Raw genomic sequence first — 25,162 nt, 5'->3', positions numbered from 1 at the left:
GTGAAAAATCAGGTAGTACATCCCACCCATTATTTTAGTGAAGTAATCAATATTTGTGGAAATGAATACACCATTCATTCCTTAAAGAAAGCGGAGCAATTTTTTCAAGCTGATTTCTCTTTCTTGCCTTACTCTGTTCGGTTAGTCATTGAATCGCAGTTGAGAGCATATGCCAATGGTCACCTTTCAACGAATCAACTAGACGACGTGATGGAAAGTGTGAAGAGTCACCGCGAAAGCGTATCGATTCCATACTATCCTTCTAGAGTGGTGATTCAAGACTACACAGGTGTGCCGTTATTAACGGACTTAGCGGCTTTACGAGAAGCGATTAAAGAAGACGGAGGTCATCCGCAACTAGTGAATCCCGTTGTGCAAACGGATATTGTGGTCGATCATTCGATACAGGTGGATTCATCGAGGAGTTTCGAATCGTTAACGATTAATATGAACCGAGAATATGAACGAAACAAGGAGCGATATCAATTTCTTAAATGGGGTGAACAAACATTTGAGAATGTGAGGATCTTTCCTCCAGGTAGCGGAATCATTCACCAAATTAATTTAGAATTTTTAGCGTCCTTAATTAAAATCAACGACAAGGAAAAGGGTAAGGAAATCATCCCAGACAGCGTCATTGGCACGGATAGTCATACGACAATGATTAATGCATTAGGCATTTTAGGTTGGGGTGTAGGGGGCATCGAAGCCGAATCGGTGATGCTTGGGTATCCTGTAACCCTCCCGATTCCAAGCGTAGTCGGTGTAGAGCTTGAAGGCGAACTACGACCTGGCGTGACAACGACTGATTTAGTCTTAACCTTAACAGAGCTTCTACGAAATGAAGGAGTTGTGAATCAGTTTGTCGAGTTTTTTGGTAATGGTGTTCAATCGTTGAAACTACCAGAAAGAGCAACCATCGCTAATATGGCACCTGAATTTGGCGCAACGTGTGCGTACTTTCCGATTGATGACGAGACCTTTTCTTATTTAAGAGAAACGGGAAGAGACGAAGCGTTGATTGAAATCGCAAAAGAGTATTACGACTATCAAGGATTGGTGTATCGCGAAGAGGGAGTTGTTCCTACGTATCAAAAGAAAATAACGGTCAAGCTTTCAGAGGTCGTTCCAAGTGTAGCGGGACCTAAGCGACCTCAAGATCGAGTGGGGATTCATCAATTGAAATCTTCGTTTGAGCATCATGTAAAAGAGACGTACGGTGTAACAACGGAACGTTTAGAAAATAGCGATGTTGATTCCATCACACACGGCTCTCTGTTAATTGCGGCGATTACGTCTTGCACGAATACGTCCAACCCTTCTGTGATCATAGCCGCTGGTTTACTAGCAAGAAACGCGTACAACAAAGGCTTGAGCGTGCCTTCTTATGTGAAAACAAGCTTTTCTCCTGGGTCAAAGGTAGTCTCTGATTACTTGAACGCTGCTGGTTTGACGTTTTATTTGGATCAGTTAGGCTTTCAGAACACCGGGTATGGATGTATGACTTGTTCAGGCAGCAGTGGTCCTTTAGAAGAATCAATCGAGGAACGGGTGGAAAGAGATGAGCTGATTGCTGCATCGGTGTTAAGTGGTAATCGAAACTTTGAAGGACGCATTCATCCTTTAATTAAAGCCAATTATCTTGCTTCTCCACCGCTTGTCATTGCGTATGCGTTAACAGGGCGAATGAATGTGGATTTAGAATCCGAACCAATTGGGTTAACGCCTGATGGTGAGCCTGTTTTTATGAAGGATGTTTGGCCTTCTCATCTAGAAGTCAAGCAAATCATGGATGAAGTCATTGGCTCTCAGCTGTATCAAAAAGCTTACAAAAATGAGGCGTTGATTGATAAAAGGTGGAGTGAGATTTCACAAGAAACATCGCTTCTTTATCCTTGGGATGCTCAGTCAACTTATATACGAAAGCCGACCTATCTAGAACAAACGAGTGAGTCAACTCATTCAACGATTAATGGGGCACGCGTGCTTGCCTTACTTGGGGATAGTATTACAACCGATCACATCTCACCAGGTGGAAAAATCGGAAACGATAATCCAGCAGGCATCTACTTAGCTAGTCTCGGTGTGTCACCTAGAGATTTTGATACATTTGGTGCTAGACGAGGCAATCATGAGGTCATGAAACGAGGAACATTCAGTAACGTACGCTTACGAAATGAGCTAGTTCCTGGTCGAGAGGGTGGAGTTACGACGCACGTTCCTTCTGGCGACGTGATGTCCATTTATGAAGCTGCGATGAGGTATGAGCAAGATCAAACCCCTCTGCTAATTATAGCGGGCAAAGAATATGGATCGGGTTCATCGAGAGATTGGGCAGCAAAAGGAACGGCTTTACTAGGTGTTCGAGCCGTGCTTGCCGAAAGCTTTGAGCGCATTCATCGTTCTAATTTAATTAATATGGGCGTTCTTCCTTTGCAATTTAAAGACAACGAAAATCGCTCTACTTTAGGTTTAACAGGCAAAGAGGTGTACCATTTTACCATTCCTGCTCACTTAGACAAGCAATCGATAATCTCTGTTGAAGCGATTGGAGAAAATGAGCGCGTGACGAGTTTTGATGTGGTGGTTCGAATCGATACAGAGGATGAACTGGAATTCTATCAAAGTGGTGGTATTTTACAACATGTTTTCACAAGCTTACTAACAGCGAACGCACACACAGTAGGAGGATCACATGAAGGTAAAAAATCGTAATGTATCAAGCTATACACACGATGAGATAGAAAAAATGATCACAACGTTAGGATTGATTGATCAAGATAAATGGAATCAATTTAAGGAGAGAAAGCTATCCTTTGATTGGATTCACCTCGGGCATACAACCGTTACGATCGGTGGATTTTTAGATCAGTTGATGAGTATTCCAAAGCTAAAGCCACCTCGCACAGGTCATATCGGAAATTGGGATGAAATTATAAACGGCCGAGCAGGGATGATGGATTTTAATAAAGCCATTTGTGCAAACGACTACGGCTATCCATTGTTGTATTGCTTTAATCAAACCGAGGATGACGCGTTAACGAGCGGTGACTGGGTGTATCTGCCTGGCTCTACTTTTTCACAAGGAACACGCATTCCATTGCCGCTTTTTACGTGGAATGGTGAAGAGTTCGTGAAGCGAGACCGAACAGAGCCTTTATTTACACCTTTCGTTCAGACAATGGTCGATGGGGAATTTCTTCCACTTGTTCAAGTCCACAAGAACAAGCTAGAGGCCGTCTCTTCTTTTGCCTTTAAATTAGAAACGTCGATTGTTTTAAAGCATGAAGAGGTTGTAAAAAACATTCTATTTGTGCTACTAGAAGAAGCAAAAACCGAAAGAAATGCTAGACGAGCGTTTCAAGATTTACTGAGTCATCAAGTCTATCTAGACGGAAGAATGGTTCGAACCGAGATCACGTTTGACGGTGTTGGGTATCAGATGGGGGATGAGTACTACCAAAGTACACAAGAGCTAGTAGATGCTACTCTTCTCCCTTATCATGCGGTTGAAAATGGAGAAACATTTTTCGCCAACATTGCGACGATGCCGAATGCGATGCCGATGGCTTCAAACTTATTATCAGGTGTCTTGTCTGCCATTTTAGGGTCGCATGTGACAGAGGATTCAGAGTCTCCTTCCGTTTTGAATGCTCATGTTCATTGGGGAGCGAGAGACATGGCTGGATATCCGCCTCTTCGAAATGGATATTTTGCTGAAAAGTCGACTCGAAAAAGCTATAAAAAAATATTTGATACGTTAACAAGTCAAATGCATGAAGTGAAGCCGATGTTTCTTGTTCTTCTGCCGTCAGTCATCTTTTCATTATGTCCAACGAACAAACATGAAAAGGATGCAGAGCTGTTAGCCATGCTGTTTCGAGATGTGAACGCATTAGATGATCATGACTCGTCCTTAATGACGAGCATTGAAGGCTATGTGGAGAAGTGGTTAGCTCAACAGAAACATCACATCTCTTCCTACTTTTTGAATCGATTCAGCCCACGTTCAGGCATCTTAACCAAGCTAGAGTCAGGGTTTTCAAGTCATCCAGTCGAGCCGGTTGGCTTTCGAGAGCTGACGTTCCAAAAAGCATGTATGATTGTTGCGGCTTTACATAAGAGTCAGCTAAAGGGTGAAGAAGCATGAAGTGTCGGTATGAAGTAGAAAAATTAGCGTTAAAAACGCCGTTTATTAGTCATAGGGGTCGAATAAGTGACGTGACCCAACTTTTTATCACGATTAACTGGAACGAATATGAAGGATACGGAACATGCTTGTTTCAAGTCGACTCCAATGCGGCGGATTTTCTTAGTGAGAGTGAACAAGCGTGCAATGACATATTGAAGGGTCATACGCCTTTTGAGCGAGAATTGGTTATGTCAGAAATCGATTCAGATGAACGTGTTCCAGCTTCTTTACGTGTAGCGCTGGAAATGGCGCTGCACGATCTAGCTGGCAAGGTAGCCAACCTTCCGCTATACAAGCTGTGGGGACTAGATCAATTATCCATTCCTCAAACGAGTCTATCGATTAGCTCTTTACCAGAAGACGAACTCCTGCAAGAAGTTGAGGCTCATTTAAATTGGCCTATTTTAAAATTTAAAATCACATCCTTAAGCGACATTCAAACAATAGGTCGAGTAAGAGCGTTATACAAAGGGAGAATTTGGGTTGATGGAAACGGCTCACTGAATGTAGTCGAAGCGATGGAAGCGGTGAAGCTAGTAGAGCGTTTTGAAGTGGAATTGTTTGAACAGCCCATTCCTGCTGGGCAATTACACGATTTACAAGCATTGTCTTCTCACTCATCCGTTAAAATTGTTGCCGATGAAGATTGCTGTACGCCTTTAGACCTCATTCGTTTAGTCAATTGTGTGGATGTGATTAATATCAAACTCATTAAATGCAAAGGACTCGACACCGCGCTGTCTATGATTCGTTTCGCGAAGCATCTTGGGTTTGAAGTGATGCTAGGGTGCAAGACGGAGAGTGTGTTAGGTGTTTCGGCTATCGCTAACTTAGCGGGCTTAGCCGATTATGTCGACTTTGATGGTCATGTTGACATCGTCAACGACCTGTTTAAAGGCGTTGGGATTGAAGAAGGAACGGTTCTGTTATCAGATTCCCCAGGACTTGGCGTTTCGTTGAATCGATAAAAATACATGTAGAATACATACAAAGGAGAAGAGAGCATGGTTGAATCAAGAAAAATGAAACTTGGTGCTTTTTTGCCTGCACCTGGTCATCATGTAGCTGCTTGGCGTCACCCTGAGTCTGTGCCAAATGGAGGGCATGACTTTGAGCATTACCTAAATATTACTCAAACCGCTGAACGAGGAAAGTTTGATATGATCTTTCTCTCAGATGGTAACGGTGTTCGAACGCATTATAAAAATGAAGATGAATTAAGCAGGCAAGGAAGAATGGTGCATTTTGAACCGATTACGTTGCTATCAGCTTTAGCTGTTACCACCAAACATATTGGCTTAACCGCAACGGCAAGTACGACGTATAATGAACCGTTTCATCTTGCACGAAAATTTGCTTCATTAGATCACTTAAGTAACGGTCGATCAGGCTGGAATGTTGTGACGTCTGTGACAGATGCGGAAGCGCAAAATTTTAACTTGGATCAACAGCCTGATCATGCGACGCGCTATCGACGTGCGGGAGAGTTTATGGAAGTCGCTCATGGATTATGGGGAAGCTGGGAGGATGACGCGTTTTTATATGACAAGCAATCCGGCAGATTCTTTGATCCTTCGAAGCTTCATATTTTAAATCATAAGGGCGAGTTCTTCTCTGTGAAAGGTCCGCTCAATATTGCTCGACCTCCACAAGGGCATCCTGTCATTGTTCAAGCAGGTTCGTCAGCGGATGGTCAAGCTTTTGCTGCGAAATGGGCAGAGGTTATCTTTACGGCGCATCAGTCTTTAGATCAAGCGCAAGCCTTTTATACAAGCATTAAATCACAAGCTGAACGCATCGGGCGAAATCCTCACGAGGTTGTCGTCATGCCAGGTGTTTTCCCGATGGTAGGGCGAACAAGAGAAGAAGCTAATGAGAAGTATGAATCGCTACAAGAATTAATTGATCCAGTTGTAGGGTTAGGATTATTAACGGGCTTACTAGGTGATGTTGATATCTCCGGTTATCCAGTAGATGGCCCGTTACCTGAACTGCCTGAAACGCAAGGAAGTACAAGCCGTCAACAATTAGTATATGAAGAAGCGATGAAAAAAGGCTTAACGATTCGTCAGCTTTATATGTCGGTTGCGGGTGCGAGAGGACATAAAGCCATTATTGGCACACCTACCGATATCGCAGATGAGCTAGAGGAATGGTTTGTTCATAAAGGAGCGGATGGCTTCAATATTATGCCACCTTATTTACCAGGAGGTTTGCATGATTTTGTGGATTTAGTCGTTCCAGAGCTGCAGCGCCGTGGGTTATTTCGAACGGAATATGAAGGCACGACGCTTAGAGAGAATTTAGGGCTTGTTAAGCCAGCTCATCCTTCTAGTCATCCTGTCAAGATATAAGGGGGAAACGTAAACGATGAGTATTTTAATTTTAAATCGAAACGCTCCTTATCCTTTTCATTCATGGCTAGAGCCGTTAGAGGAGGAGCTACTCGTTCTCACCACTTCAAAGAGAGCGCCCAATGTACAAGCCGCTTTTGTAGAAGGATATGAGGACTATGAGGTGAACGGATGTATTGAGTTAAAAGCGGCTCAGTTACATGAAAAGCACCACTATCACACGATCGTAGCAACGTCAGAGTACGATATTTATCGAGCTGCCAAAATTAGAGACTTTGTTGGCATTAAAGGTCAAAGCTCAGAAAGTGCGCTTGCTTTTCGAAACAAAGTAGTCATGAAGAACATCCTAGAAAAAACAAACATCGCCGTCCCGACATATAGAGAAATTGACTCGGCCATTGATTTGTATGAATTTGTGCAAAATAATGGGTTTCCGATTATTGTGAAGCCCATTGACGGTTCTGGGTCAGAGGGCGTCACAAAAATTGATCATGACGATCAGCTATACGAATTCGTTCGTAAAACCAACCTTACAAACTTAGAAGTGGAAGCATTTATCGAAGGTGACATGTATCATATCGATGGCCTTTTTATAAATGGTGAGGTGGCATTCAGCTGGCCGTCTAAATACATGAACGGCTGCTTATCACATCAAGCGGGCACATTTAATGGAAGCTATTTGTTAGATGCAGAGAATCTCTTAACCATGAAGTTGAATGCCTTTGTGAAGCAAGTGCTGCATGCCTTACCGACACCAGAACATATCGCTTATCATGCAGAAGTGTTTGTGACGCCAGACGAGCAACTCGTTTTTTGTGAGATTGCATGTCGACGAGGTGGAGGATACATCGCAGAAACGATTCAGCAAGCCTTTGACATCGATTTAACAAAAGTCAGTGTCCAAGCCCAATGTGGAATAGATGTCTCGTTACCAAGAGCGCTGCATGCGCCTCTCGTTCATAGTGGCTTTCTTTTAGTACCTGCGAAAAAGGGGCTGCTTTTAGAGCTTCCTTCTGAATGCAACGAAGAGTGGGTCACTCAATATGAAATCTACGCTCGTGCAGGTGACCGATATGGAGGAGCCGGTAGTAGCCTAGATAACATTGCGACCTTTTTAGTAAAAGGAAAAGATGAACAAGAAGTAAAACAGCGAATTGAATCCTTAGCTGAATGGTTTGATCAACAAACGAAATGGCTTGAAAAGTAAAAGAGAGAATGATGCGAACAGGGGAGGAATACGCAATGAGAACCGTCATAATTAATCAGTTTTCTCCGAAGCGAGTAAATTATGAAAGAGCACTCGGCGATTTAGAAGTAGAACCGATTTTCCTTACAAAAGATAAGCATGTTGATGCCTACAAAGAAATGTTTACCCATACAGTCGGCTTTGAAGACTTTGAACATAATGATTCCATCTACTCGTATATTGTTCAGCTTCATCAACAAGAGAAGATTGATAAAGTAGTCGCAACTCATGAATTTGATTTGGTGAAAGCGGGCTATATTCGTGATTATTTAGGGGTTACGGGACAAAGTAGTGAGAGCGCGATTTTATTTCGAGATAAGTATGAAATGAAAAAAAGGCTACAATCTGTCGTTAAAACGCCTGCGTTCAAACGAATTCGACACGTGTTTGATTTAATGAAGTTTCAAGAGGAATTTGGCTTCCCATTTGTTATTAAGCCTATTGATGGAGCCGGTTCTGTTGGTGTTCAAATTATTAGAGGTCAATCTGCTTATGACGAACTGTTGAAAAAGGGAATTGGTCATGACTTAATGGCTGAAACCTTAATCGTTGGAGAGATGTATCACGTAGACGGTTTATACGAGAATGGAAGGTTATTATTCTCTCATCCATCGATTTATGTAAATGGCTGCTTAGCGTTTCAAGACGAAAAATACCTTGCGTCGATCATGTTAACAGAAGACGACCCTATGTTTGAGCGGTTAAATGCAGAAACGTTAACGGTCTTATCTCATTTACCTACTCCAGAGCATGCGATTGCTTTTCATGCGGAATTTTTTCACACGCCAACCGATGACATTGTGCTTTGTGAAATTGCATCTCGAGTCGGAGGAGGAATGGTTCCAGAGTGCTTAGAGCTCACAAAAGGCGTTGATATTTTAAGTGAGTCGATTAGAGCACAATGCGGGGCGGCTATTGATATCCAGCCAAAGAAAGCGTTATTAGGAGGGTGGATCATTCTTCCACCGAAAAAGGGGAAATTGCTTTCCTTGAATCAAGATATTCCGTTTGAATGGGTGCTAGATTGCTATATAAAAGAGGGAATTGAAGGAACGGTGTTTACAGGTTCTTCTTCAAGTGTTGATTCTGTTGCTTCTATGGTTGTGGAAGGTCGAAGCAAAGAAGAGATCATGGACCGATTTGACCAACTGTCTGCTTGGTTTGAGCAAAACAGTGAATGGGAACTGTAGTCGTTTCTAAATCATAAAGGATATTAGGTGAATTATGTACTTCTTTCAATTGCATCCAAACATTAGGTTTAGGTTAGTCACGATTTTTTTAACCACCTTGACAACGAATATGATTTTTCCTTTTATGGCTATTTATTTTGTGAAAACCATTGGACCAATCGCTACAAGTGTTTTTCTATCGATTGCCGTCATCATTAATTTTATTGCGAGTATTTTCGGAGGAAGTATTGCCGATAAAGTCGGTAGAAAAAAAGTGATGGTCATAGCGGACGCGTTACGAGTCGTAACATTCATCATGTTTGCACTCTCAAACTCACCGTGGTTTGATTGGCCTTATGTCACGCTTCTCTTTTTTATGGTGAACAATGTTTGCTCGGGCCTCTATAGTCCGGCATCAGAAGCGATGCTATTAGATGTCTCAACATCAGAAGAACGCAAATACATGTACAGTGTGATGTATTGGATTTCAAACCTTTCGATTGCTTTAGGTGGAACGATTGGTGCACTCTTCTTTAGCGATTACTTGTTTGTCTTATTTGTCATTTTAAGTATAGCGAGTATCGTGTCTACCCTCATTACGCTCTTTTTTATTACGGAAACGTACTTTCCAAAAGAAGGGGCAGCTAAAAACGGAGACGGCAATAAAAAATTAAATGAAGTAAAAGGATTGTTACAGAATTACAAAGAAGTAGTACGAGATCGGATTTTTATTCTATTTGTTTTATCGTCTACGTTGTTGTTTTCACTAGAAGCCCATCTTACAAACTTTATATCGATAAGGTTGGAACGTGATATTAGTGAACGTGTGCTGCATCCTTTTCAATGGAAGATGGATGGAATTGAATTGTTAGGGATTTTAAGAGCTGAAAACACGATATGCGTTGTGCTCTTTTCCGTTATCGCTACCTGGTTTATTCGAAAGTATAATGAGAAATCAATTCTGTTTTTTGGATTTGCTCTTTATGTGATTGGATACGGCGTCCTTTCTTACAGCGATAGCCCGTGGATTTTGATTAGCATGATGGTTTTTGCTGTTATCGGTGAAGTGATCGCATTTCCAATCCATCAATCCTATCTAGGTGATATTATCCCAGATCATTTACGAAGCTCGTATTTAGCGATGAATCGAATCGCGATGAAAGGTAGCTCGTTAATTGGAACGTTAGGTATATACATTGCGAGTGTTCTTCCTACTCTTTATGTAAGCCTCTTTGTATGGCTATCAGGAATCATTGCGTTACTACTATTCTATTCAATCATTCCAGCCATTTACGAAAGAAGAAGCATACATGAACAGACATACAACGTAAACGTCAATTAAGTATCGATCTGAAAAAGCGAGAAAGGTAGGTTATTCAAATGAAAGCCATTATACTAGAAAGCTTCGGAGGACCCGAAGTACTTCAATATAAAAGTATGGACGTTCCTGTACCCGCTGAGGGAGAGGTTCTCATTCGTGTCGAAAAAGCAAGCGTCAATTATGCGGACATTAAAAATCGTACGGGCAAGAAAGCAAAAGGGAATTTCCCCTTACTCTTAGGGTTAGATGCAGCTGGTGTTATTGAACAAATAGGACCAGGTGTAAAAGAGTTAAACGTTGGACAAAGAGTCATGGCATTTCCTAAAAACGGATCGTACGCACAGTATGTCATTGCCAAAGAGGAACTAACGTATGCTTTACCAGACGAAATCGATATGACAACAGCCGCTGCTAGTCCTATTGTTTCTTTTTTATCTTATAAATTAATTAAAGATATTGGCAGAATCGAACGCGGTGACACCGTGTTAATTCATTCAGCCGCTGGTGGTGTAGGGACAACCGCTATTCAATTTGCTAAACAATTGGGTGCGGGAAAAATAATCGGTACAGTTGGAGATGAAAGTAAGTTCTCAACGGTTCTTGAAGCAGGAGCAAGTGACGTATGTACATATGACCACTTTACCGAAAAAGTACAGGAGCTTACAGAAGGAGAAGGAGCAGATCTTATTCTTGACTCGATTTCAGGCAAAATAGCCGAAGAAAGCATGAATTGTTTAGCTCCTTATGGACGACTCGTTCATTTTGGCAACACAGGAGGAGAGGCAGGCGCATTTAAAACGAATCAGTTGCATGCAAGCTGTCGCTCCGTTCTAGGATTTAGCTTAGGAACGACTCGTAAAAAGAAGCCGCATTTATTAAAAGAGATCTCTCAAGATATTTTAAGTTATCTAGCAAATGGCAGTGTGAAAATCAATGTAGGCGCAGAGTTTCCATTGAGTGAAGCAGCAGAAGCCCATCGTTTAATGGAAAGTAGACGTTATACAGGTAAAATTCTATTAAATATGAGTGAGTAATTGGCTCCTTTCTAGCATCTTGTTTATCAGAAAGGTCATGTTTATAAACATGGCCTTTTTTGGTTGTGGAGAATGCGTGGATGATAAGTCTTTTGGTCTAGTGACCGTCTTCTTTCTCAGTTGAAAAAAGGAAAAAAATCCTATATAGCTCGATCTCTGTCACTTTTATACTAAAATATGTAAAGTGTCATTTCATACAATTCATATAAAAGAGGGCGTGACATGGAGAAAATCTATGAATCTTCTACATTAATGAGCGCAGCGAAGGAACGAGTGAACGCATATGAAGAACTCGAACAACAATTATCTACATTAAAACAAACTCTTCAAGGGATGGCGGACTTGGGAGATGACTTTCAAGGACAGGGTGCGGACAACATTAAAGCCTTTTATCGCCGTCATGTGGATGTGGTGACGTTATGGCAAGATGTCATCGGCAACTACAAGCACTTTTTTCAAAATATGGACGAGCAAGCAGATCAAGCAAACCTTTCAGGGAATACGGTTGTAACGGTGCCGTTTGTGGAACAAGATGTCACGAACTCGTTACAGCGAAGCAAAGACATGGTCGCTCAGCAGCATGAAGCGCTGCAAGGGATTTTTCACTCGATTTCAGACCTCGTCCCGCTTTCGGTGTTTTCAAAAGAAGCGTTTGACGAGCAGATGGATCACGCGGAGAAAAAGCGACGTGAAACGGTAGAAGCGGTCGAGCAGCTAGATGCGAATTGGGTGGCAGAGTACACGGGACTTGAACCGCTTTTTATGGTGCTTCAAGCGCACGTTCAAAGCTTGCTACAAGAGTCAAGTCAAGGCGGCACCACCTATCAAATGGCATTCGACGAACAAGCGTACAAAGCAAGTGAGCTCTACAGCGTGCAAAAAGCGCTTCATGAACAGTCTCTACAGTACGTTGACTACAAAAAGCAAGAAAAAGACGTCTACGAGCTTGAAAAACAAGCCGAGATCGAAGCGAACAAGCCGTGGTACGAAAAATCATGGGATGCGGTCACCACCTTTACAGGAGAGATCACCGGATATTATGATTATAAAAGAGCAACCGAAGGCATCGATCCTATCACAGGTGCAAAACTTTCTACATCCCAACGCACCACCGCAGGCGCAATGGCTGCAGCCGGTTTCATTCCAATCATCGGCTGGGCCGGACGAGCCTTTAAAGGTGGAAAAGCCATTTATTCAACGGCAAAAGGAGTCAATGCTGCCAACCATGCGCTAGATGCCTATAAAACCACGCAAGGATTCAACATTTTAGGCAAAGCGGAAAAAGGACTCTACGGTCTTGTTTTAACAAACGGTCTATACGAATATACGACGGGTAAAGACATGTTTGGCAACACCATCTCAGATGAACAGCGCCAAGCAAGCCTCTTCCAATCACTCGGTATCGCCGGAGCAGGTGCATTGTCATCGAGGTACGCACGCCAAGTAGGTGAAGCAGGAGCAAAAGCCGTCGCAAAAGGCTCCCAAAAGCTAAGCGACATGCGAAACGTACTCAGTACATACGCCGTCCAGCGCGTGATGAAACCCCTTCAGCAATCAGCTCAACGAACGTACCGAAGTGCAGCTGACTACGTAAAGAAATCCTTCAACAAGTTAGGTGATACCCCAGTCCCAGTCCGGGTTCGTGTGTTCCAAACAGTAGGCAACTCACAAATGGGATTTGGGTTTGAGACGGTTACGTTGAAGGATGGGGTTCGGTATATAGAGAAGAGTGTTGGGAAGGGTGCGGGTAACACTGTAAGCAATTATCTTGATGATATAGTCGAGGCTGGTAGTGTCAATGCCACAAAGATGAATAAGCTTAAAAATGCTATTCAAAATAATACTTTTAGTGTAGATGAGTTGTCTGAGATTAGAAAAAAGATGTCTGATTTAGGCATTACTAAAGAGTATGATGAATCATTAATTAAAATGGATTTTGGTAAGTATCTCAGGGGACTAATAGGTGACCCACCTTCTGCTATGATAAATCCTCATGCACATCATATTCTATTTAAAAAAGGTCTTGGTCAGAAGCAGCAAGAACTGGTTCGAGAAGGTCAGGAAATATTAAGAAGTTATGGGATAGATCCAATAATTGGGGAAGAAAACCTTGTCTGGGCACCAAATGCCGTAGTAGGACAACATAGTCTTGATGCTCTAGAGTTAGTAGTTAATCGATTAAAGGCTATTGAAGAAATGGGCGGTGACTTTGATGATATTGTTGAAGCGCTTGAAGATTTAGGAGACATAGCTAGTACAAGATAGCAGGAATATTGGAGGTAATATTATGGATGAAAAAAGTTTAAATAAAACTATAAGAAATGCTATTAAGGTTGGTGATATTAATGAGGTAAAGTGTTTAATAGACGATAATCCAGAATCTTTACATTCAATGACACCATTTGGTACGTGGTTACATGTTGCAGCAAAGAAAGGACATCTTAGAATAGTAGAATATCTAGTCCATAAAGGAATTGATGTTAATACAAAAGGTGATATCTTTGACGCTTCTTCTTTAAGAGTGGCTGCTGGAGAGGGCCATATGGAGATAGTAAAGTATTTAATAGAGAATGGTGCAGAATTAGATGTGAGCTTAGCAAAAAGAAATCCGTTATTTGGAGCTATTTATGGCGGCCATAAAGAAGTAGCTGAGTTTCTAGTTGAAAAAGGAATAGATATTTCAATTAGATATACTGGAGAGAATATTAAGAATATGGATGCATATGAATACGCTAGACAATTTGGGCAAACAGAAATCGCTGAATATTTAAAGGAGAAGATGGAGGAAAAAGAATAAAAAATTAATGTAGACCCGTAGCCTGAGAATTTTGAAATTAATATGCTCAGCAGTTTAGAGATGAGATTAAAAATTGAATCATTAATAAAGCACCTGGTTGCCTTTTGAGCAACAGGTGTTTTTATTAAAGTTTTAGATCTTGGTCAACATAGATGATGCATTAATGAAATTCATAACTCATGATGGTTGTATTATCAAGGCATTTTGTTTTAATACTTGGTTTGTGAAAATAATACGATAATTAGGCGAGATGACTATGATACTGCCACATCCAAAAACTAACGAGAATGACAAAGCTCGTGGTGATAAACGGTAGCTTACGTAAGAAGGTTACTAGTTTCGCAACAGAGTAGACAAAAATTGGATTGTATTTTTACTAGAGGCGGTCGTATACTACTCGCTATTCGTTAAAAAGCGTTACGAAAATTAAAATTACTGTAACGGGAGGGTGAGAAGTTGAACGTTTGAGGCAGGAGCAAAAGCCGTGGCGAAAGGCTCCCAAAAGCTAAGCGACATGCGAAACGTACTGAGTACATACGCCGTCCAGCGCGTGATGAAACCCCTTCAGCAATCAGCTCAACGAACGTACCGAGGAGCAACTGACTACGTAAAGAAATCCTTTAACAAGTTAGGTCATACCCCAGTCCCAGTACGGGTTCGTGCGTTCCAAACAGCAGGTAACTCACAAATGGGATTTGGGTTTGAGACGGTTCCGTTGAAGGATGGGGTTCGGTATATAGAGAAGAGTGTTGGGAAGGGTACGGGTAACTTTGCTAATAAGAATTTTGCTTCTAGAGATTTACTAGAGTCTCATTTTGAAAAACATGCAGTTAAAAACAATGAATTCCATGGTGCTTATAATAATGCAGATCAATATATGCAAGGTGCTAGGGATGTTATGAGCAGTGGCACAAAAGTAGGGTATCAATATAAAGGTGAAACTCGAACAGGTTACGTGAAGTTTATGGGTAACTCTCGTAAGGGGGAAGCAAAATTTGAGTTTGTAGGAACAAATGCCAATGGTAATGTTACAACGTATCATGTGAAACGCGGTGAGGATTTATGGAAATTGCTAAATAACAATAAACGGGATAAGACAATTAACCCTATGGAATAAGGAGATAACCTTTCATGCAATATACTGCAAGATTAATTGAATTAAGTCCTTTAATTGAAGAAGAAGCTGTACTTGAAATTAATGGACAAAGATTAGTTGCTTTTATCAATCACTGTCCTTTTGAGATAATTCAAGGAGGACAGTACCAAGTTGAAATGGAATTGGCTATACTTGATGATTTCGTAATTTCTAAGAATGGTTCAGATGAAAAAGGTATTGAACAGATAGGAGATAGTTTTTCGTATTTTATTAGAGGTACCTTGAATATTGATAATGGTACTATAGACGCAGGCATATTATTTGAGGTAGATAGTGAATTTCTTTTCGACTATGGATATCTTCATAATCAAAATGTACAAATTCGGGTGGATAGATTAAGCGTTGATTTTATTAGGTGATATGTTGAACCTTGATTGGCTTAGTGCCTTTCAAGGTTTTTTACATTAAATTATATTAAATCACCTGATATTTGAGTGAGACAATAAGAAAATGTTTTGTTTGAGAATCGAGAGCTCATGAAGGTAGTACCATCATGGAGTTTGGTTTTAATACTCAGATAGTGTGACAAGTACGATAATTAGGCGAGGCGACATTTTACATGGCAGGAATAGTTATGATATGGAATGGTTGACAAACTAACGAGATTGACAAAGCTCGTGGCGATAAAATATTCCAGGTGAGCCTATAATACCAATTAAAGACTTTTAGGGAGGTGAAATTTCATGGTAAAGATGAAATTAAAAATTGATAATGATTCCAATAAATTAAATTATGTATCTATTATCAGACAGAATAATGGAGCAAGCATTCAAGATATTAAAAAAAATATAGAAGATAATAAAGTAGTACTAGAATGTGATTATTTTGATACAGATGCATTAAAAGATTTTAAGAAAACAATGGAGGCTTTAATAAGTAAGGGTGCTACAATACATTTGTTTCAAGATGATAGAGAGGTTCAGATTGATTATCTTAGTAACCTTATTAATTCGTATGAACAAATAGCCGAAGATAGAGAAAAGCTAGATGATAGAATTTTAGGTGATAATTAAAAAAGAGTAGAGTATAAAAAAACAGCTAAATGAAATTTACATTCCGCAGGATTTCATAAAAGGAAAAATTTAAATTGCTTAAATGAATTCTAAACCTTGATTGGCTAATATAAAAGCCCTTCAAGGTTTTTTATTGGCAAATGTAATGAAAGATAGAAGGCTTTTACTAGTTGTGAAACAATAGCCTTTTTAAAGCGACATGCGAAACGTACTGAGTACATACGCCGTATAGCGCGTGATGAAACCCCTTCAGCAATCAGCTCAACGAACGTACCAAGGAGCAGCTGAATACGTAAAGAAATTCTTCAACAAGTTAGGGGATACCCCAATTCCAGTTCGGGTGCGTGTGTTCCAAACAGCAGGCAACTCACAAATGGGATTTGGATTTGAGACGGTTACGTTGAAGGATGGGGTTCGGTATATAGAGAAGAGTGTTGAGCGGAAGTATAGTACAGGTACCATGAAACATATCTATCATGGGGAAATTAATAGACGTGGGAAAGCAGTTGGATATCACCATGAGAGTATGATGGGTGGAAATATTGTTCCTGGAACCGAGAAAGTGCCTGATAAAAATGGGGTCTATGAAGCCAAAGTTGAAATTGATGGGAAGAGAAAAGTAGCCAAATCTAGTTTCTTTCCGAAGGAATGGAATCGTGTAGATGTGTTAAAGGTTATTGATGAAGCCTATCAAAATAAAAAACAGATAGGTTCTAACAAGTATATAGGTAACACTTCAACAGGGATTAAAATAGAAATGTTCTTGAATAAGGATGGTTCAATAGCTACAGCTTATCCTTTATATAATAAATAGCATAGAAGGTGATAAACAATATGAGATATTCATATGAATTTAAGAAAGATCCATTTGGTATCACGAGAATAATACTACCGGAAAAATTAAGTGTTTTCTCCGATGTTTTTGAGGATATTTCAACAGAAGAAGAAGCGGATGAGTATATTGGATATGTTAAGAAGGTTTTAGAAGGAGAGTATGAAGACTTTGAAATCACGTTGAATGCTACAAGTATAAATATAAAGAAAAACGTGACAATAGCTGAGCATCATTATCGAATTGATGAGCCCTTTGAGAGTACATTAGAAACTGAGGAATTTTTAGAGTTGATGTTAATATGGAAAGAGAAAATAGTAGAGGTAATTGAAGATTGAGAAAATACGGTCACAGTGACAACTGACTATTGTAATGATAGTTGGTTGTCACTTTTGTTTCTGTTTTAAATGATGATCACAGTGACACCTCCTAATGCACCTATCTATAACATGCCCCCTCTCTCACCATCACTCCGACTTTCGACCCCTTTTTCTCCCTTTACAATTTCTTAGCACCGTTGTCATACAACTTTTACCATCTTTCGGTAACGTGTTGTACAGGAAACCACAGTCTTTTCATGAGATTCAGTCAACGTGTTTCACTTACATACTAAAGGGGTCGTAAGGATGAGAAAGTCAAAAAAAGTTGCAGTCGCTATGTTGTCGGTTAGTTTGCTTGGAAGTGTATGGATGACACCAATCGAGGGGCTAACAAATGTGCAAGCGACTGGACAAGCTTCAATAATAGAAGAAACGTTTGATCAGCTGTCAAATGGACAGCTTCCAGCAGGGTGGAAGCTAGTCGAGGGAGATGCGAAAGTCGTGGATGGAAAGCTTGTGTTAACATCAACAGCCACGTCAAAGCCTACGCGCGTTGTTATTCCAGTGGAGCAATCATCGGGAAATTATGTGTTTGAAGCAGATATGACGTTTCAGAGCGTAGTCGAAGATAGCCGCTGGGCTTCTCTTATGTACCGCGTTCAGCCCAATTCGTATCCGTACTATCAATCTGCGATGCGACGAGGAACGTCTTCGTTAAACGGTGTGGAATTTGCGATTCGCAATGAAAGCAATAAATGGGTCGTGCCGGATGCGAACTTTTATCATGAAAACATGGCGTTTGGCAAAACGTATCGCGTAAAAGTCATCGCAAGCGGCAACCGTGTTCAGCAGTTTATTAATGATGAACTAATCATTGATACCGATCAAGCGACTGCTTGGACAAAAGGAGACGTTGGCTTTCAAGCAAGCGGATCAACGGTTGAATTTGATCATGTTAAGCTAAGTGAGTATAACGAATCACTGCCACCATTAGAGAAAACAACGGCATTTTTACCAAAAGAAGCGACAACGAACATTGTGAACGCTCCGACCATTATTTCACAAGGAGCGACAGAAGAAGGGGTGTCATCGGCACTGTTGCCAGTAGCGTTTAAAAATGGCGAGTGGACCGTAGATGGAGTATCACTTACTGAAAAGCTAACGAGTATAAAAGGTGCGTTCATTCCAGTGATTCACGTTGAAGAAGCAGCGAATCTTGAAGGACTTGCCGGGGTCATAAAGGAAACACAAACGCAGGATGTGCAGATTGTGTCAAGCAATCCAAGCGTTTTAAAAGAGCTGCGCAGCATCGTCAAAACTGCACGAGGAGCTTTACTGTACAGCAAGTCTTCATTGAACAAGCAAGATCTCGCTCGCTTCGTCAGACAGATGAATGACAGTGGTGCAAAGGTAGCGGTGTTACCTGAAAAGCACGCAAATGCGAAAAACGTTCATTATTTACATAGCCGTGCCATTTCGGTGTGGGGGATCGGAGCAGATGACGTAAAAGGGGCACATACATTGATTCATGCGGGTGTCGATGCAGTGATGACGACGAAACCAGCTGCACCCATCGAAGCGTTAAGTCAATACCCAGAAAATACGCTTGCGCAGCGTCCAATCGTTGCCGCTCATCGAGGAGTTCCGTCGATTACTCCAGAAAACACGATGGTGTCCTACCGTAAAGCATACGAATTAGGTGCTGACCTGATTGAAACGGATCTTCATATGACAAAGGACGGAAAGGTAGTCGTGATGCACGATTACACGGTGGACCGCACGACAAATGGAACGGGTGCCGTGAAGGAGTTAACGCTTGAGCAAATTCGCGCGTTAGATGCTGGAGTGAAGTTCGGTCCAGAATTTGCGGGTGAAAAGGTGCCGACGTTTGAAGAGTTTTTAGCCGAGTTTAAAGGAAAAGATGTGGTGCTTTTAGTGGAGTTAAAAGCAGATGGCCTTGAAAAGCAAGTGATGAACGAAATCGAAGCAGCAGGCATGATTGATCACGTTCTTTTACAAAGCTTTAACTCCAATCACATTCGTACCATTCGAGAGTTAAATCGCGAAGTCGGAACCGGCTACTTGTATTCCTCCGCGGTTCCAAGTACGACAGATCAGCGACTACAAAAAGCGCAACAAATGATGCAGTACGGAGCGAGTATGAATGCGTCGTTGAATGCAAGCTATGGCAGCCTTTCGCCAGAGTTCATTCAATACATGCGTCAGCGCGGCTTTTTAAACATGCATTGGACATTCCGAGCAGAAGAGCCGTTTGGTGATGCCCTAGAAGCGGGTGTTATCGGGCCGATTACCGACTACGTGCAATGGCTAACCGATGCACCGATCCGTTTAGAGATTCCTAAAAAGAAGGTGAAGCTACAAGTCGGGAAGTCCACAACCATCAAAGCCAAATCACTTGTCAATTACCGTGAAGCTAAAACGGAAAAATTACCAACGACCCTGTTTGTAAAAGACGGAGAAACAAAGGTCACAATTAACGGTGAAACGATTCAAGCAAACGAACCAGGTACGGTCTATGTGTTCGCTAAGCACACGTTTGACATGGTCGGAAAACAGTGGAACATCGTATCAGAGCCGATTGAAGTAACGATTACTGAGTAAAACAAGAACATAAAAGAGAAAAAGGACGAATGGATGCAATGTCTTTTTTCTCTATAAAACGGACTTTCAGCAATAAGAGCTGTGTCAAACGAGGTGGTGTTGCTTCGTTGACGCAGCTTTTTTGTTTGAATCGTGAAGGCAGAGCAGAAATTGATTTTCTCACGTAGCATAGCGGCTTCGCTTTTATACACACTATGAAGAGGTAATCGCTTAGGAAAGGAGAATCCGTATGTGGAACGCGGCTTTATGGGGAGGAGTAGCTGGATCAGCCGTCTTTTTAGGAGCGCTCACAGGCATTTTGTTTTCCATTCGAAAAAAGTGGATTGGCGTCATCATGGCATTTGGCACGGGTGTGTTGATTGGGGCGGCTTCGTTTGAACTTCTGTTAGATTCGATTGAAGAAGGTGGACTAGGGGTAACATCAATTGGGTTTCTTGGTGGAGCCACGGTCTTTACCCTGTTTGAATATTTGATTTCAAAAAAAGGAGGACACGAGAGAAAGCGTTCAAAAGAGAGTGCACATCACTCAGCTGGCTTCGCGATTTTTATAGGGACCGTCATTGATGCGATTCCAGAATCTGTGATTATTGGAGTGAGTGTTCTTGAAGAGGGGACTGTAAGCTGGCTATTAGTCATCGCCATTTTTATTAGCAATTTTCCCGAAGGCTTATCGAGCAGCATCGGTTTAAAAAAGGATGGCTATTCCAATAAGAAAATTTTGTTTTTATGGCTAACCGTTTTCCTTCTTTCAGCGCTAAGCTCGTTAGGGGGATATGCCTTTTTAAACGAGGCATCCGATGCCCTTCTTGCGATGATTGGGGCATTTGCAGCAGGAGGAGTCACGTCAATGGTCGCATCAGCCATGATGCCAGAAGCCTACGAAGAAGGAGGACCGATCGTTGGTTTTGTTGCTTCTTTAGGCTTATTATGCTCGCTTCTTTTAACGCACCTTGGCTAATTCATGACAAGTTGGGAAGTGATCACCGTCATGTTTTCATGCTGCTTCAGCGCAAAGGAATGGCTGTCATGTCTCGATAAAAAAAGAGACTGAGTCAAGCAGCGGTGTTGTTAGTCCCGTTTGTCTCAGTCTGTTTTTCTTACATATAATTCGATACCTTTTGAACGATGTGCTGAATCGTTGCCTCCATCTTGGCATCATCAAGTTCATCTTGATAGTGATGATGAATGACTTGGTGCTTTTGAAGGACGTAGTAATCCAAAAGAGCTTGATACAATGTGAGGTTACTTTGAATTAACGTAGCCGGTTCAAAGAGCTTTCGTAGGAGAACATTGTCTTGAAGTACAATGAGATTCGGATTGATGTTATTGAATATCCCTTTTTGGATATGCTCTTCATAGAATGTCTTTAGTTTCTGATTCCGTTCGTTTTGAGCTTGTACAATTTGCTCGTGTAATGCAGGAGCACTGTGCTTTAAATCTAAAATAAAGGAATCGGAGATATAAAAAGCAATAAGTAAGGACTGTTCCATGATTTTTTGAAAGCGTTCGCCAAATGGGACGGTTTCTTCAAAAATCGTTTGATCAATACTTGTAATATAGTCAGCATAAATGGTAACGATATATTGAATAATGTCATCCTTCGATGAAAAGTATTTGTACATAGTCGCTTTGCTAATGTCCATATAGCGAGCGAGATCGTCTGTTCGCAATGGACTGATTCCTTGTTTTTTCACAACGGGTAAAAGCTTGAAAATCAGCTTTTTTCTCATTTCTGTTTGTGTATCCACCTGGTTATTAAACATAACAACCCTCCTTGCAGTTCTTTTATTATAGGATAATTTGTTGATTTATACAAATTAAACTAATTGAACTAAAAACACTAAAATAGTTTACTTGTTTTTAGTTGTATGTTATTCTCGTTTCACATCATCTTTTGGAAAGAAGGGGAACGTATGAAAAAGAAGCAGTTAGGTTCACAAGGTTTAGAAGTAGGACAAATGGGGCTAGGTTGTATGGGGATGTCTGAATTTTACGGACAAATAGATGAGGTTGAAGCAACAAAAACGATTCATCGTGCGCTTGAGCTTGGGGTTACCCTGTTCGATACAGCAGATGTTTATGGATATGATGAAGAAGGAATGGGCGCAAATGAACGTCTTGTAGGCAAAGCGCTGCAAGGCGTGCGTGAAAATATAACAATCGCGACTAAGTTTGGCGCTCAGCGCAATGAAGTGAAATTTTTAGGATACAACGGTTCACCTCAATACGTTAAAGAAGCATGTGAAGCAAGCTTGAAACGATTAGGAACAGATTACATTGACTTATATTACTTACATCGTGTTGATCCAAACACACCGATTGAAGAAACCGTAGGGGCAATGGCTAGACTTGTAGAAGAAGGGAAAATTCGTTATGTTGGATTATCTGAAGTGACGAGTGAGCAGCTACGCATCGCTCATGCCGTTCATCCGATTTCAGCTGTTCAAACGGAATATTCTCTTTGGTCTCGTGAGCCAGAGCTCGATGTGTTACAGACTTGTCGTGAATTGACGATTGGATTTGTGCCATACAGTCCGCTTGGTCGAGGCTTTTTAACAGGTCATTTAACGAGTCGTGATCAATTAACACAAGAGGACTGGCGCTATCATAATCCTCGTTTTTCAGAAGAAGCCTTTGCGGCTAATCAGAAAATTGTGGAAGGAATAAAGGCGCTTGCTCTTGAAAAAGAGTGCACGCCTGCTCAATTAGCGCTTGCTTGGGTTCTTGCACAAGGAGAAGGAATGGTACCGATTCCTGGGACAAAGCGCGTCCATTACGTAGAACAAAATGTAGCGGCTCTTGATGTGAGCTTAACAACAGAGGATATAGCGTATTTAGCTACACTTGCCCCAATTGGTGGTACAACGGGCAATCGCTATTAAGAATCGTAGAAAGTGGGTTAGGTAAATGATGACCCTAGATAGGAAAAGGAGCGTACACAACATGGATAAATTCACTATCACTCAGCAGCAACATATGGCACTCACACAGTATTATCGTTGGTATCAAGTATATGAAGTGCCATTTACGAACGCACGCATTCAACATCAATTAGATATTTTAGCAGAAGACGTGGAAATCTCCTCTCCAGCTGGTACGATGAAAGGAAAGGCCGGCCTTGAAGAGCGATTAGCGATGTATGAAGGCTGGCAAAATGCGCATCATGTTGAACGCGCATTGATTCAACCAGTTAATGATGAGGAGCTTTCGTTAGAAGCGGAGATTCTGTATCAAAATATACGTCCAGATGAAAGTCGACATAGCTATAGAATTCGTTATTCAACGCTTCTTAAGCTGAGAGAACAGGAGTTACCGCTCTTTACAAAGGTGAATTTAGAGCCAATTGATCCTGTGGAGCCGCCAGAATTCACTTGTGCTTATGCAGATAATCGAGCGAAATCGTTTATGCATTATTGGTTGTATCTCATGGAAACAGCGGCTGTAAATGGTGAGAAATTCAAGGAACTGCTAGCGGAATCATTTGAATTGAACTTAAGCACAGGCGGGAAGATTGATACCATAGAAGGTTTTGAAGAATGGTTATCGACAGTGTCGAGTCGAGTAAAAGCGAGCGCGCATTATCCGAAAAACCTCTCTGTGACAGAAAAAGAGGATCAAACGATTCATGTGTCTGTTGATTTTGATTGGGAAGGGCTGTCTGTGAATGATGAGCCAATGATCGCACAAACCCATCATGAATGGATACTTGAAAATGATGCGGATGAGCGCTTTGCTCGAATGAAAACGATGAATGTCACGCAAATCACGCCGTTTCAACTTGTAGAATAGGCGCTATCATCTAGTAGAGGGATCTCGTATCCCATAACAAGACTGAACCCGATAGGGAAGGGGAATTAATAGAGAAAACATGCTTTATGTTGTGATTATTTTAAGCGTCATTTTTTTAACAGCAGTTCTGTTTTTGACCGTCCATCCTGTCTTTGGTGGGAATCCAAGCAAAGAACAAAAAGAGTGGTATGAACAGTTTACGCATTATGCGAACGGAAAGTTTACGAATCAAGTTCCAACAACCACTAGCATGAGTGCAAGCGATATGTTCTCGCTCATGAAGGATTCTCTTTCAGGTAATAAAGACCGTCATCCAGGTACATCACTTCCTGTTGCTGAAATCAACTGGGACAAAATCCGAAGTGAGGACGATCACGTCACATGGTTTGGGCATTCTGCTTTTTTACTAAAAATTGACCAAAAGAACATCCTTGTCGATCCGATGCTAGGCTCAATTGCTTCCCCTGTTTCATTTGCAGGAAGCAAGCGCTATAGCGAAGGAGTCTTGTCAATCATTGATGACATGCCGTCTATTGATGCCGTACTCATTACCCATGATCATTACGACCACTTAGATTATCCCTCGATTCGAAAGCTAAAGAGTAAGGTTCAGCACTTTTTCGTTCCACACGGTGTCGGTGCTCACTTACTACGCTGGGGAATTGAAAAGAAACACATAACCGAGCTGAATTGGTGGGAGGAAGTCGACCTTCATGGCACGACCATTGTTTTCACTCCATCTAAGCATTTCTCCGGCAGAGGGTTGTTCAATCGAGATACAACACTGTGGGGAGGATGGGTGATTCTTGGCCAGCGGACACGTGTTTACACGAGCGGAGATGGTGGTTATGATACCCACTTTAAAGAAATCGGAGAAAAATACGGGCCTTTTGATCTCACGTTAATAGAAGGTGGGCAATACGACCGACGCTGGTCGTGGGTTCACATGACGCCTGAAGAAGCGGTGAGAGCCCACCAGGATGCGAACGGAAAACAGATGATGTTAATCCATTGGGCAGCCTTCACTCTTGCCTACCACAGCTGGAAAGAACCTGTCGAACGAGCCTTACGTGAGACAAAGAAAGCGGATGTCAATCTCATCACCCCTCAAATCGGTGAAACCGTTTCGTTAAGCAACGACTTACACACGCCGTTTTCGTCATGGTGGAATACGGTTGAGAAGGAAACAAAAGCACCTCGCACGTTGAATAGCTAAAGAAATAAACGAGTAGAAGAAGAGTCGAGTCATCGGCTCTTTTTTTTATTTATTTTAAGGAAAACGTTGTTTAGAAAAATAATATTGGAATAAAAAGTAAT

At 41.4% G+C, this 25,162-nt stretch carries 21 protein-coding genes; 20 read left to right on the top strand and 1 reads right to left on the bottom strand.

The genetic code is table 11. The annotated features are described in order from the left end of the window. The 17 genes from acnA (at position 1) to JOC83_RS05465 (ending at position 21,014) form a co-directional block, all read left to right on the top strand. Positions 1–2,715: an aconitate hydratase AcnA gene (acnA, locus tag JOC83_RS05545; protein WP_205185042.1), complete on the top strand. Its 2,715-nt coding sequence runs from the start codon at positions 1–3 to the stop codon at positions 2,713–2,715. Next, positions 2,696–4,150: a DUF6025 family protein gene (locus JOC83_RS05540; RefSeq protein WP_205185040.1), complete on the top strand. Its 1,455-nt coding sequence runs from the start codon at positions 2,696–2,698 to the stop codon at positions 4,148–4,150. The genes acnA and JOC83_RS05540 overlap by 20 nt, the downstream gene beginning before the upstream one ends. Then, complete coding sequence (locus JOC83_RS05535) at positions 4,147–5,160, top strand: mandelate racemase/muconate lactonizing enzyme family protein (RefSeq protein ID WP_205185038.1); 1,014 nt, start codon at positions 4,147–4,149, stop codon at positions 5,158–5,160. Before JOC83_RS05540 ends, JOC83_RS05535 begins: the two co-directional genes overlap by 4 nt. Positions 5,161–5,196: 36 nt before the next feature. After that, the gene (locus JOC83_RS05530; RefSeq protein WP_205185036.1) at positions 5,197–6,546 is read left to right on the top strand and encodes an LLM class flavin-dependent oxidoreductase; all 1,350 of its coding nucleotides are present in this window, start codon (positions 5,197–5,199) and stop codon (positions 6,544–6,546) included. Between the two features lie 16 nt (positions 6,547–6,562). Next, a complete protein-coding gene (locus JOC83_RS05525) occupies positions 6,563–7,753 on the top strand; it encodes an ATP-grasp domain-containing protein (protein ID WP_205185034.1) in 1,191 nt (396 codons plus the stop codon). 35 nt (positions 7,754–7,788) lie between these two features. Next, positions 7,789–8,982: an ATP-grasp domain-containing protein gene (locus JOC83_RS05520; RefSeq protein WP_205185031.1), complete on the top strand. Its 1,194-nt coding sequence runs from the start codon at positions 7,789–7,791 to the stop codon at positions 8,980–8,982. Between the two features lie 34 nt (positions 8,983–9,016). Beyond that, complete coding sequence (locus JOC83_RS05515) at positions 9,017–10,303, top strand: MDR family MFS transporter (protein ID WP_275580411.1); 1,287 nt, start codon at positions 9,017–9,019, stop codon at positions 10,301–10,303. Between the two features lie 38 nt (positions 10,304–10,341). Next, the gene (locus JOC83_RS05510; RefSeq protein ID WP_205185027.1) at positions 10,342–11,316 is read left to right on the top strand and encodes a quinone oxidoreductase family protein; all 975 of its coding nucleotides are present in this window, start codon (positions 10,342–10,344) and stop codon (positions 11,314–11,316) included. 222 nt (positions 11,317–11,538) lie between these two features. Continuing rightward, positions 11,539–13,581 (top strand): T7SS effector LXG polymorphic toxin, encoded by a 2,043-nt coding sequence (locus JOC83_RS05505; RefSeq protein ID WP_205185025.1) that lies wholly within the window; start codon positions 11,539–11,541, stop codon positions 13,579–13,581. A gap of 22 nt (positions 13,582–13,603) precedes the next feature. Beyond that, positions 13,604–14,113 (top strand): ankyrin repeat domain-containing protein, encoded by a 510-nt coding sequence (locus JOC83_RS05500; protein WP_205185022.1) that lies wholly within the window; start codon positions 13,604–13,606, stop codon positions 14,111–14,113. 484 nt (positions 14,114–14,597) lie between these two features. Beyond that, positions 14,598–15,230 carry a hypothetical protein gene (locus tag JOC83_RS05495; protein ID WP_205185018.1) on the top strand — a complete coding sequence of 211 codons (633 nt, stop codon included), beginning with the start codon at positions 14,598–14,600 and terminating at the stop codon, positions 15,228–15,230. Positions 15,231–15,244: 14 nt separating this feature from the next. Further along, positions 15,245–15,628, top strand: a complete 384-nt coding sequence (locus JOC83_RS05490) for a hypothetical protein (RefSeq protein ID WP_205185014.1) — start codon at positions 15,245–15,247, stop codon at positions 15,626–15,628. Between the two features lie 324 nt (positions 15,629–15,952). Beyond that, a complete protein-coding gene (locus tag JOC83_RS05485) occupies positions 15,953–16,282 on the top strand; it encodes a hypothetical protein (RefSeq protein WP_205185011.1) in 330 nt (109 codons plus the stop codon). A 238-nt stretch (positions 16,283–16,520) separates the two neighbouring features. After that, positions 16,521–17,096 (top strand): EndoU domain-containing protein, encoded by a 576-nt coding sequence (locus JOC83_RS19965; RefSeq protein ID WP_239583377.1) that lies wholly within the window; start codon positions 16,521–16,523, stop codon positions 17,094–17,096. Between the two features lie 20 nt (positions 17,097–17,116). After that, complete coding sequence (locus tag JOC83_RS05475) at positions 17,117–17,452, top strand: tRNA-Val4 (protein ID WP_205185008.1); 336 nt, start codon at positions 17,117–17,119, stop codon at positions 17,450–17,452. Positions 17,453–17,740: 288 nt separating this feature from the next. Then, positions 17,741–20,056, top strand: coding sequence for a glycerophosphodiester phosphodiesterase family protein (locus JOC83_RS05470; RefSeq protein ID WP_205185005.1), 2,316 nt, complete (start codon positions 17,741–17,743; stop codon positions 20,054–20,056). Between the two features lie 229 nt (positions 20,057–20,285). Beyond that, positions 20,286–21,014 carry a ZIP family metal transporter gene (locus JOC83_RS05465; RefSeq protein WP_205185003.1) on the top strand — a complete coding sequence of 243 codons (729 nt, stop codon included), beginning with the start codon at positions 20,286–20,288 and terminating at the stop codon, positions 21,012–21,014. A 139-nt stretch (positions 21,015–21,153) separates the two neighbouring features. Here the strand turns inward: JOC83_RS05465 and JOC83_RS05460 are convergent, their stop codons facing one another. Further along, positions 21,154–21,819, bottom strand: a complete 666-nt coding sequence (locus JOC83_RS05460) for a TetR/AcrR family transcriptional regulator (RefSeq protein ID WP_205185001.1) — start codon at positions 21,817–21,819, stop codon at positions 21,154–21,156. A gap of 150 nt (positions 21,820–21,969) precedes the next feature. On the opposite strand from JOC83_RS05460, the gene JOC83_RS05455 reads away from it, so the two are divergent. The 3 genes from JOC83_RS05455 to JOC83_RS05445 all read left to right on the top strand — a co-directional run bounded on the left by JOC83_RS05455 (position 21,970) and on the right by JOC83_RS05445 (position 25,061). After that, positions 21,970–22,938 (top strand): aldo/keto reductase, encoded by a 969-nt coding sequence (locus JOC83_RS05455; RefSeq protein ID WP_205184999.1) that lies wholly within the window; start codon positions 21,970–21,972, stop codon positions 22,936–22,938. 61 nt (positions 22,939–22,999) lie between these two features. Next, complete coding sequence (locus JOC83_RS05450; RefSeq protein ID WP_205184996.1) at positions 23,000–23,845, top strand: hypothetical protein; 846 nt, start codon at positions 23,000–23,002, stop codon at positions 23,843–23,845. A gap of 79 nt (positions 23,846–23,924) precedes the next feature. After that, positions 23,925–25,061, top strand: coding sequence for an MBL fold metallo-hydrolase (locus JOC83_RS05445; RefSeq protein WP_205184994.1), 1,137 nt, complete (start codon positions 23,925–23,927; stop codon positions 25,059–25,061). The last annotated feature ends 101 nt before the right edge of the window (positions 25,062–25,162 follow it).

Source organism: Priestia iocasae (assembly GCF_016909075.1).
GTDB lineage: Bacteria > Bacillota > Bacilli > Bacillales > Bacillaceae_H > Priestia > Priestia iocasae.
The sequence above is the reverse complement of the archived record's forward strand: the minus strand, read 5'-3'. Positions and strand labels throughout refer to the sequence as shown.

Bases quoted from the DNA above. Each gene is read 5' to 3' on its own strand.
- JOC83_RS05535 (WP_205185038.1), top strand. From the start codon at position 4,147: ATGAAGTGTCGGTATGAAGTAGAAAAATTAGCGTTAAAAACGCCGTTT.
- JOC83_RS05460 (WP_205185001.1), bottom strand. From the start codon at position 21,819: ATGTTTAATAACCAGGTGGATACACAAACAGAAATGAGAAAAAAGCTG.
- JOC83_RS05500 (WP_205185022.1), top strand. From the start codon at position 13,604: ATGGATGAAAAAAGTTTAAATAAAACTATAAGAAATGCTATTAAGGTT.
- JOC83_RS05475 (WP_205185008.1), top strand. From the start codon at position 17,117: ATGAGATATTCATATGAATTTAAGAAAGATCCATTTGGTATCACGAGA.
- JOC83_RS05520 (WP_205185031.1), top strand. From the start codon at position 7,789: ATGAGAACCGTCATAATTAATCAGTTTTCTCCGAAGCGAGTAAATTAT.
- JOC83_RS05530 (WP_205185036.1), top strand. From the start codon at position 5,197: ATGGTTGAATCAAGAAAAATGAAACTTGGTGCTTTTTTGCCTGCACCT.
- JOC83_RS05470 (WP_205185005.1), top strand. From the start codon at position 17,741: ATGAGAAAGTCAAAAAAAGTTGCAGTCGCTATGTTGTCGGTTAGTTTG.
- JOC83_RS05455 (WP_205184999.1), top strand. From the start codon at position 21,970: ATGAAAAAGAAGCAGTTAGGTTCACAAGGTTTAGAAGTAGGACAAATG.
- JOC83_RS05540 (WP_205185040.1), top strand. From the start codon at position 2,696: ATGAAGGTAAAAAATCGTAATGTATCAAGCTATACACACGATGAGATA.
- JOC83_RS05525 (WP_205185034.1), top strand. From the start codon at position 6,563: ATGAGTATTTTAATTTTAAATCGAAACGCTCCTTATCCTTTTCATTCA.
- JOC83_RS19965 (WP_239583377.1), top strand. From the start codon at position 16,521: ATGAAACCCCTTCAGCAATCAGCTCAACGAACGTACCAAGGAGCAGCT.
- JOC83_RS05515 (WP_275580411.1), top strand. From the start codon at position 9,017: ATGTACTTCTTTCAATTGCATCCAAACATTAGGTTTAGGTTAGTCACG.
- JOC83_RS05505 (WP_205185025.1), top strand. From the start codon at position 11,539: ATGGAGAAAATCTATGAATCTTCTACATTAATGAGCGCAGCGAAGGAA.
- JOC83_RS05485 (WP_205185011.1), top strand. From the start codon at position 15,953: ATGGTAAAGATGAAATTAAAAATTGATAATGATTCCAATAAATTAAAT.
- JOC83_RS05445 (WP_205184994.1), top strand. From the start codon at position 23,925: ATGCTTTATGTTGTGATTATTTTAAGCGTCATTTTTTTAACAGCAGTT.
- JOC83_RS05465 (WP_205185003.1), top strand. From the start codon at position 20,286: ATGTGGAACGCGGCTTTATGGGGAGGAGTAGCTGGATCAGCCGTCTTT.
- JOC83_RS05510 (WP_205185027.1), top strand. From the start codon at position 10,342: ATGAAAGCCATTATACTAGAAAGCTTCGGAGGACCCGAAGTACTTCAA.
- JOC83_RS05490 (WP_205185014.1), top strand. From the start codon at position 15,245: ATGCAATATACTGCAAGATTAATTGAATTAAGTCCTTTAATTGAAGAA.
- JOC83_RS05450 (WP_205184996.1), top strand. From the start codon at position 23,000: ATGGATAAATTCACTATCACTCAGCAGCAACATATGGCACTCACACAG.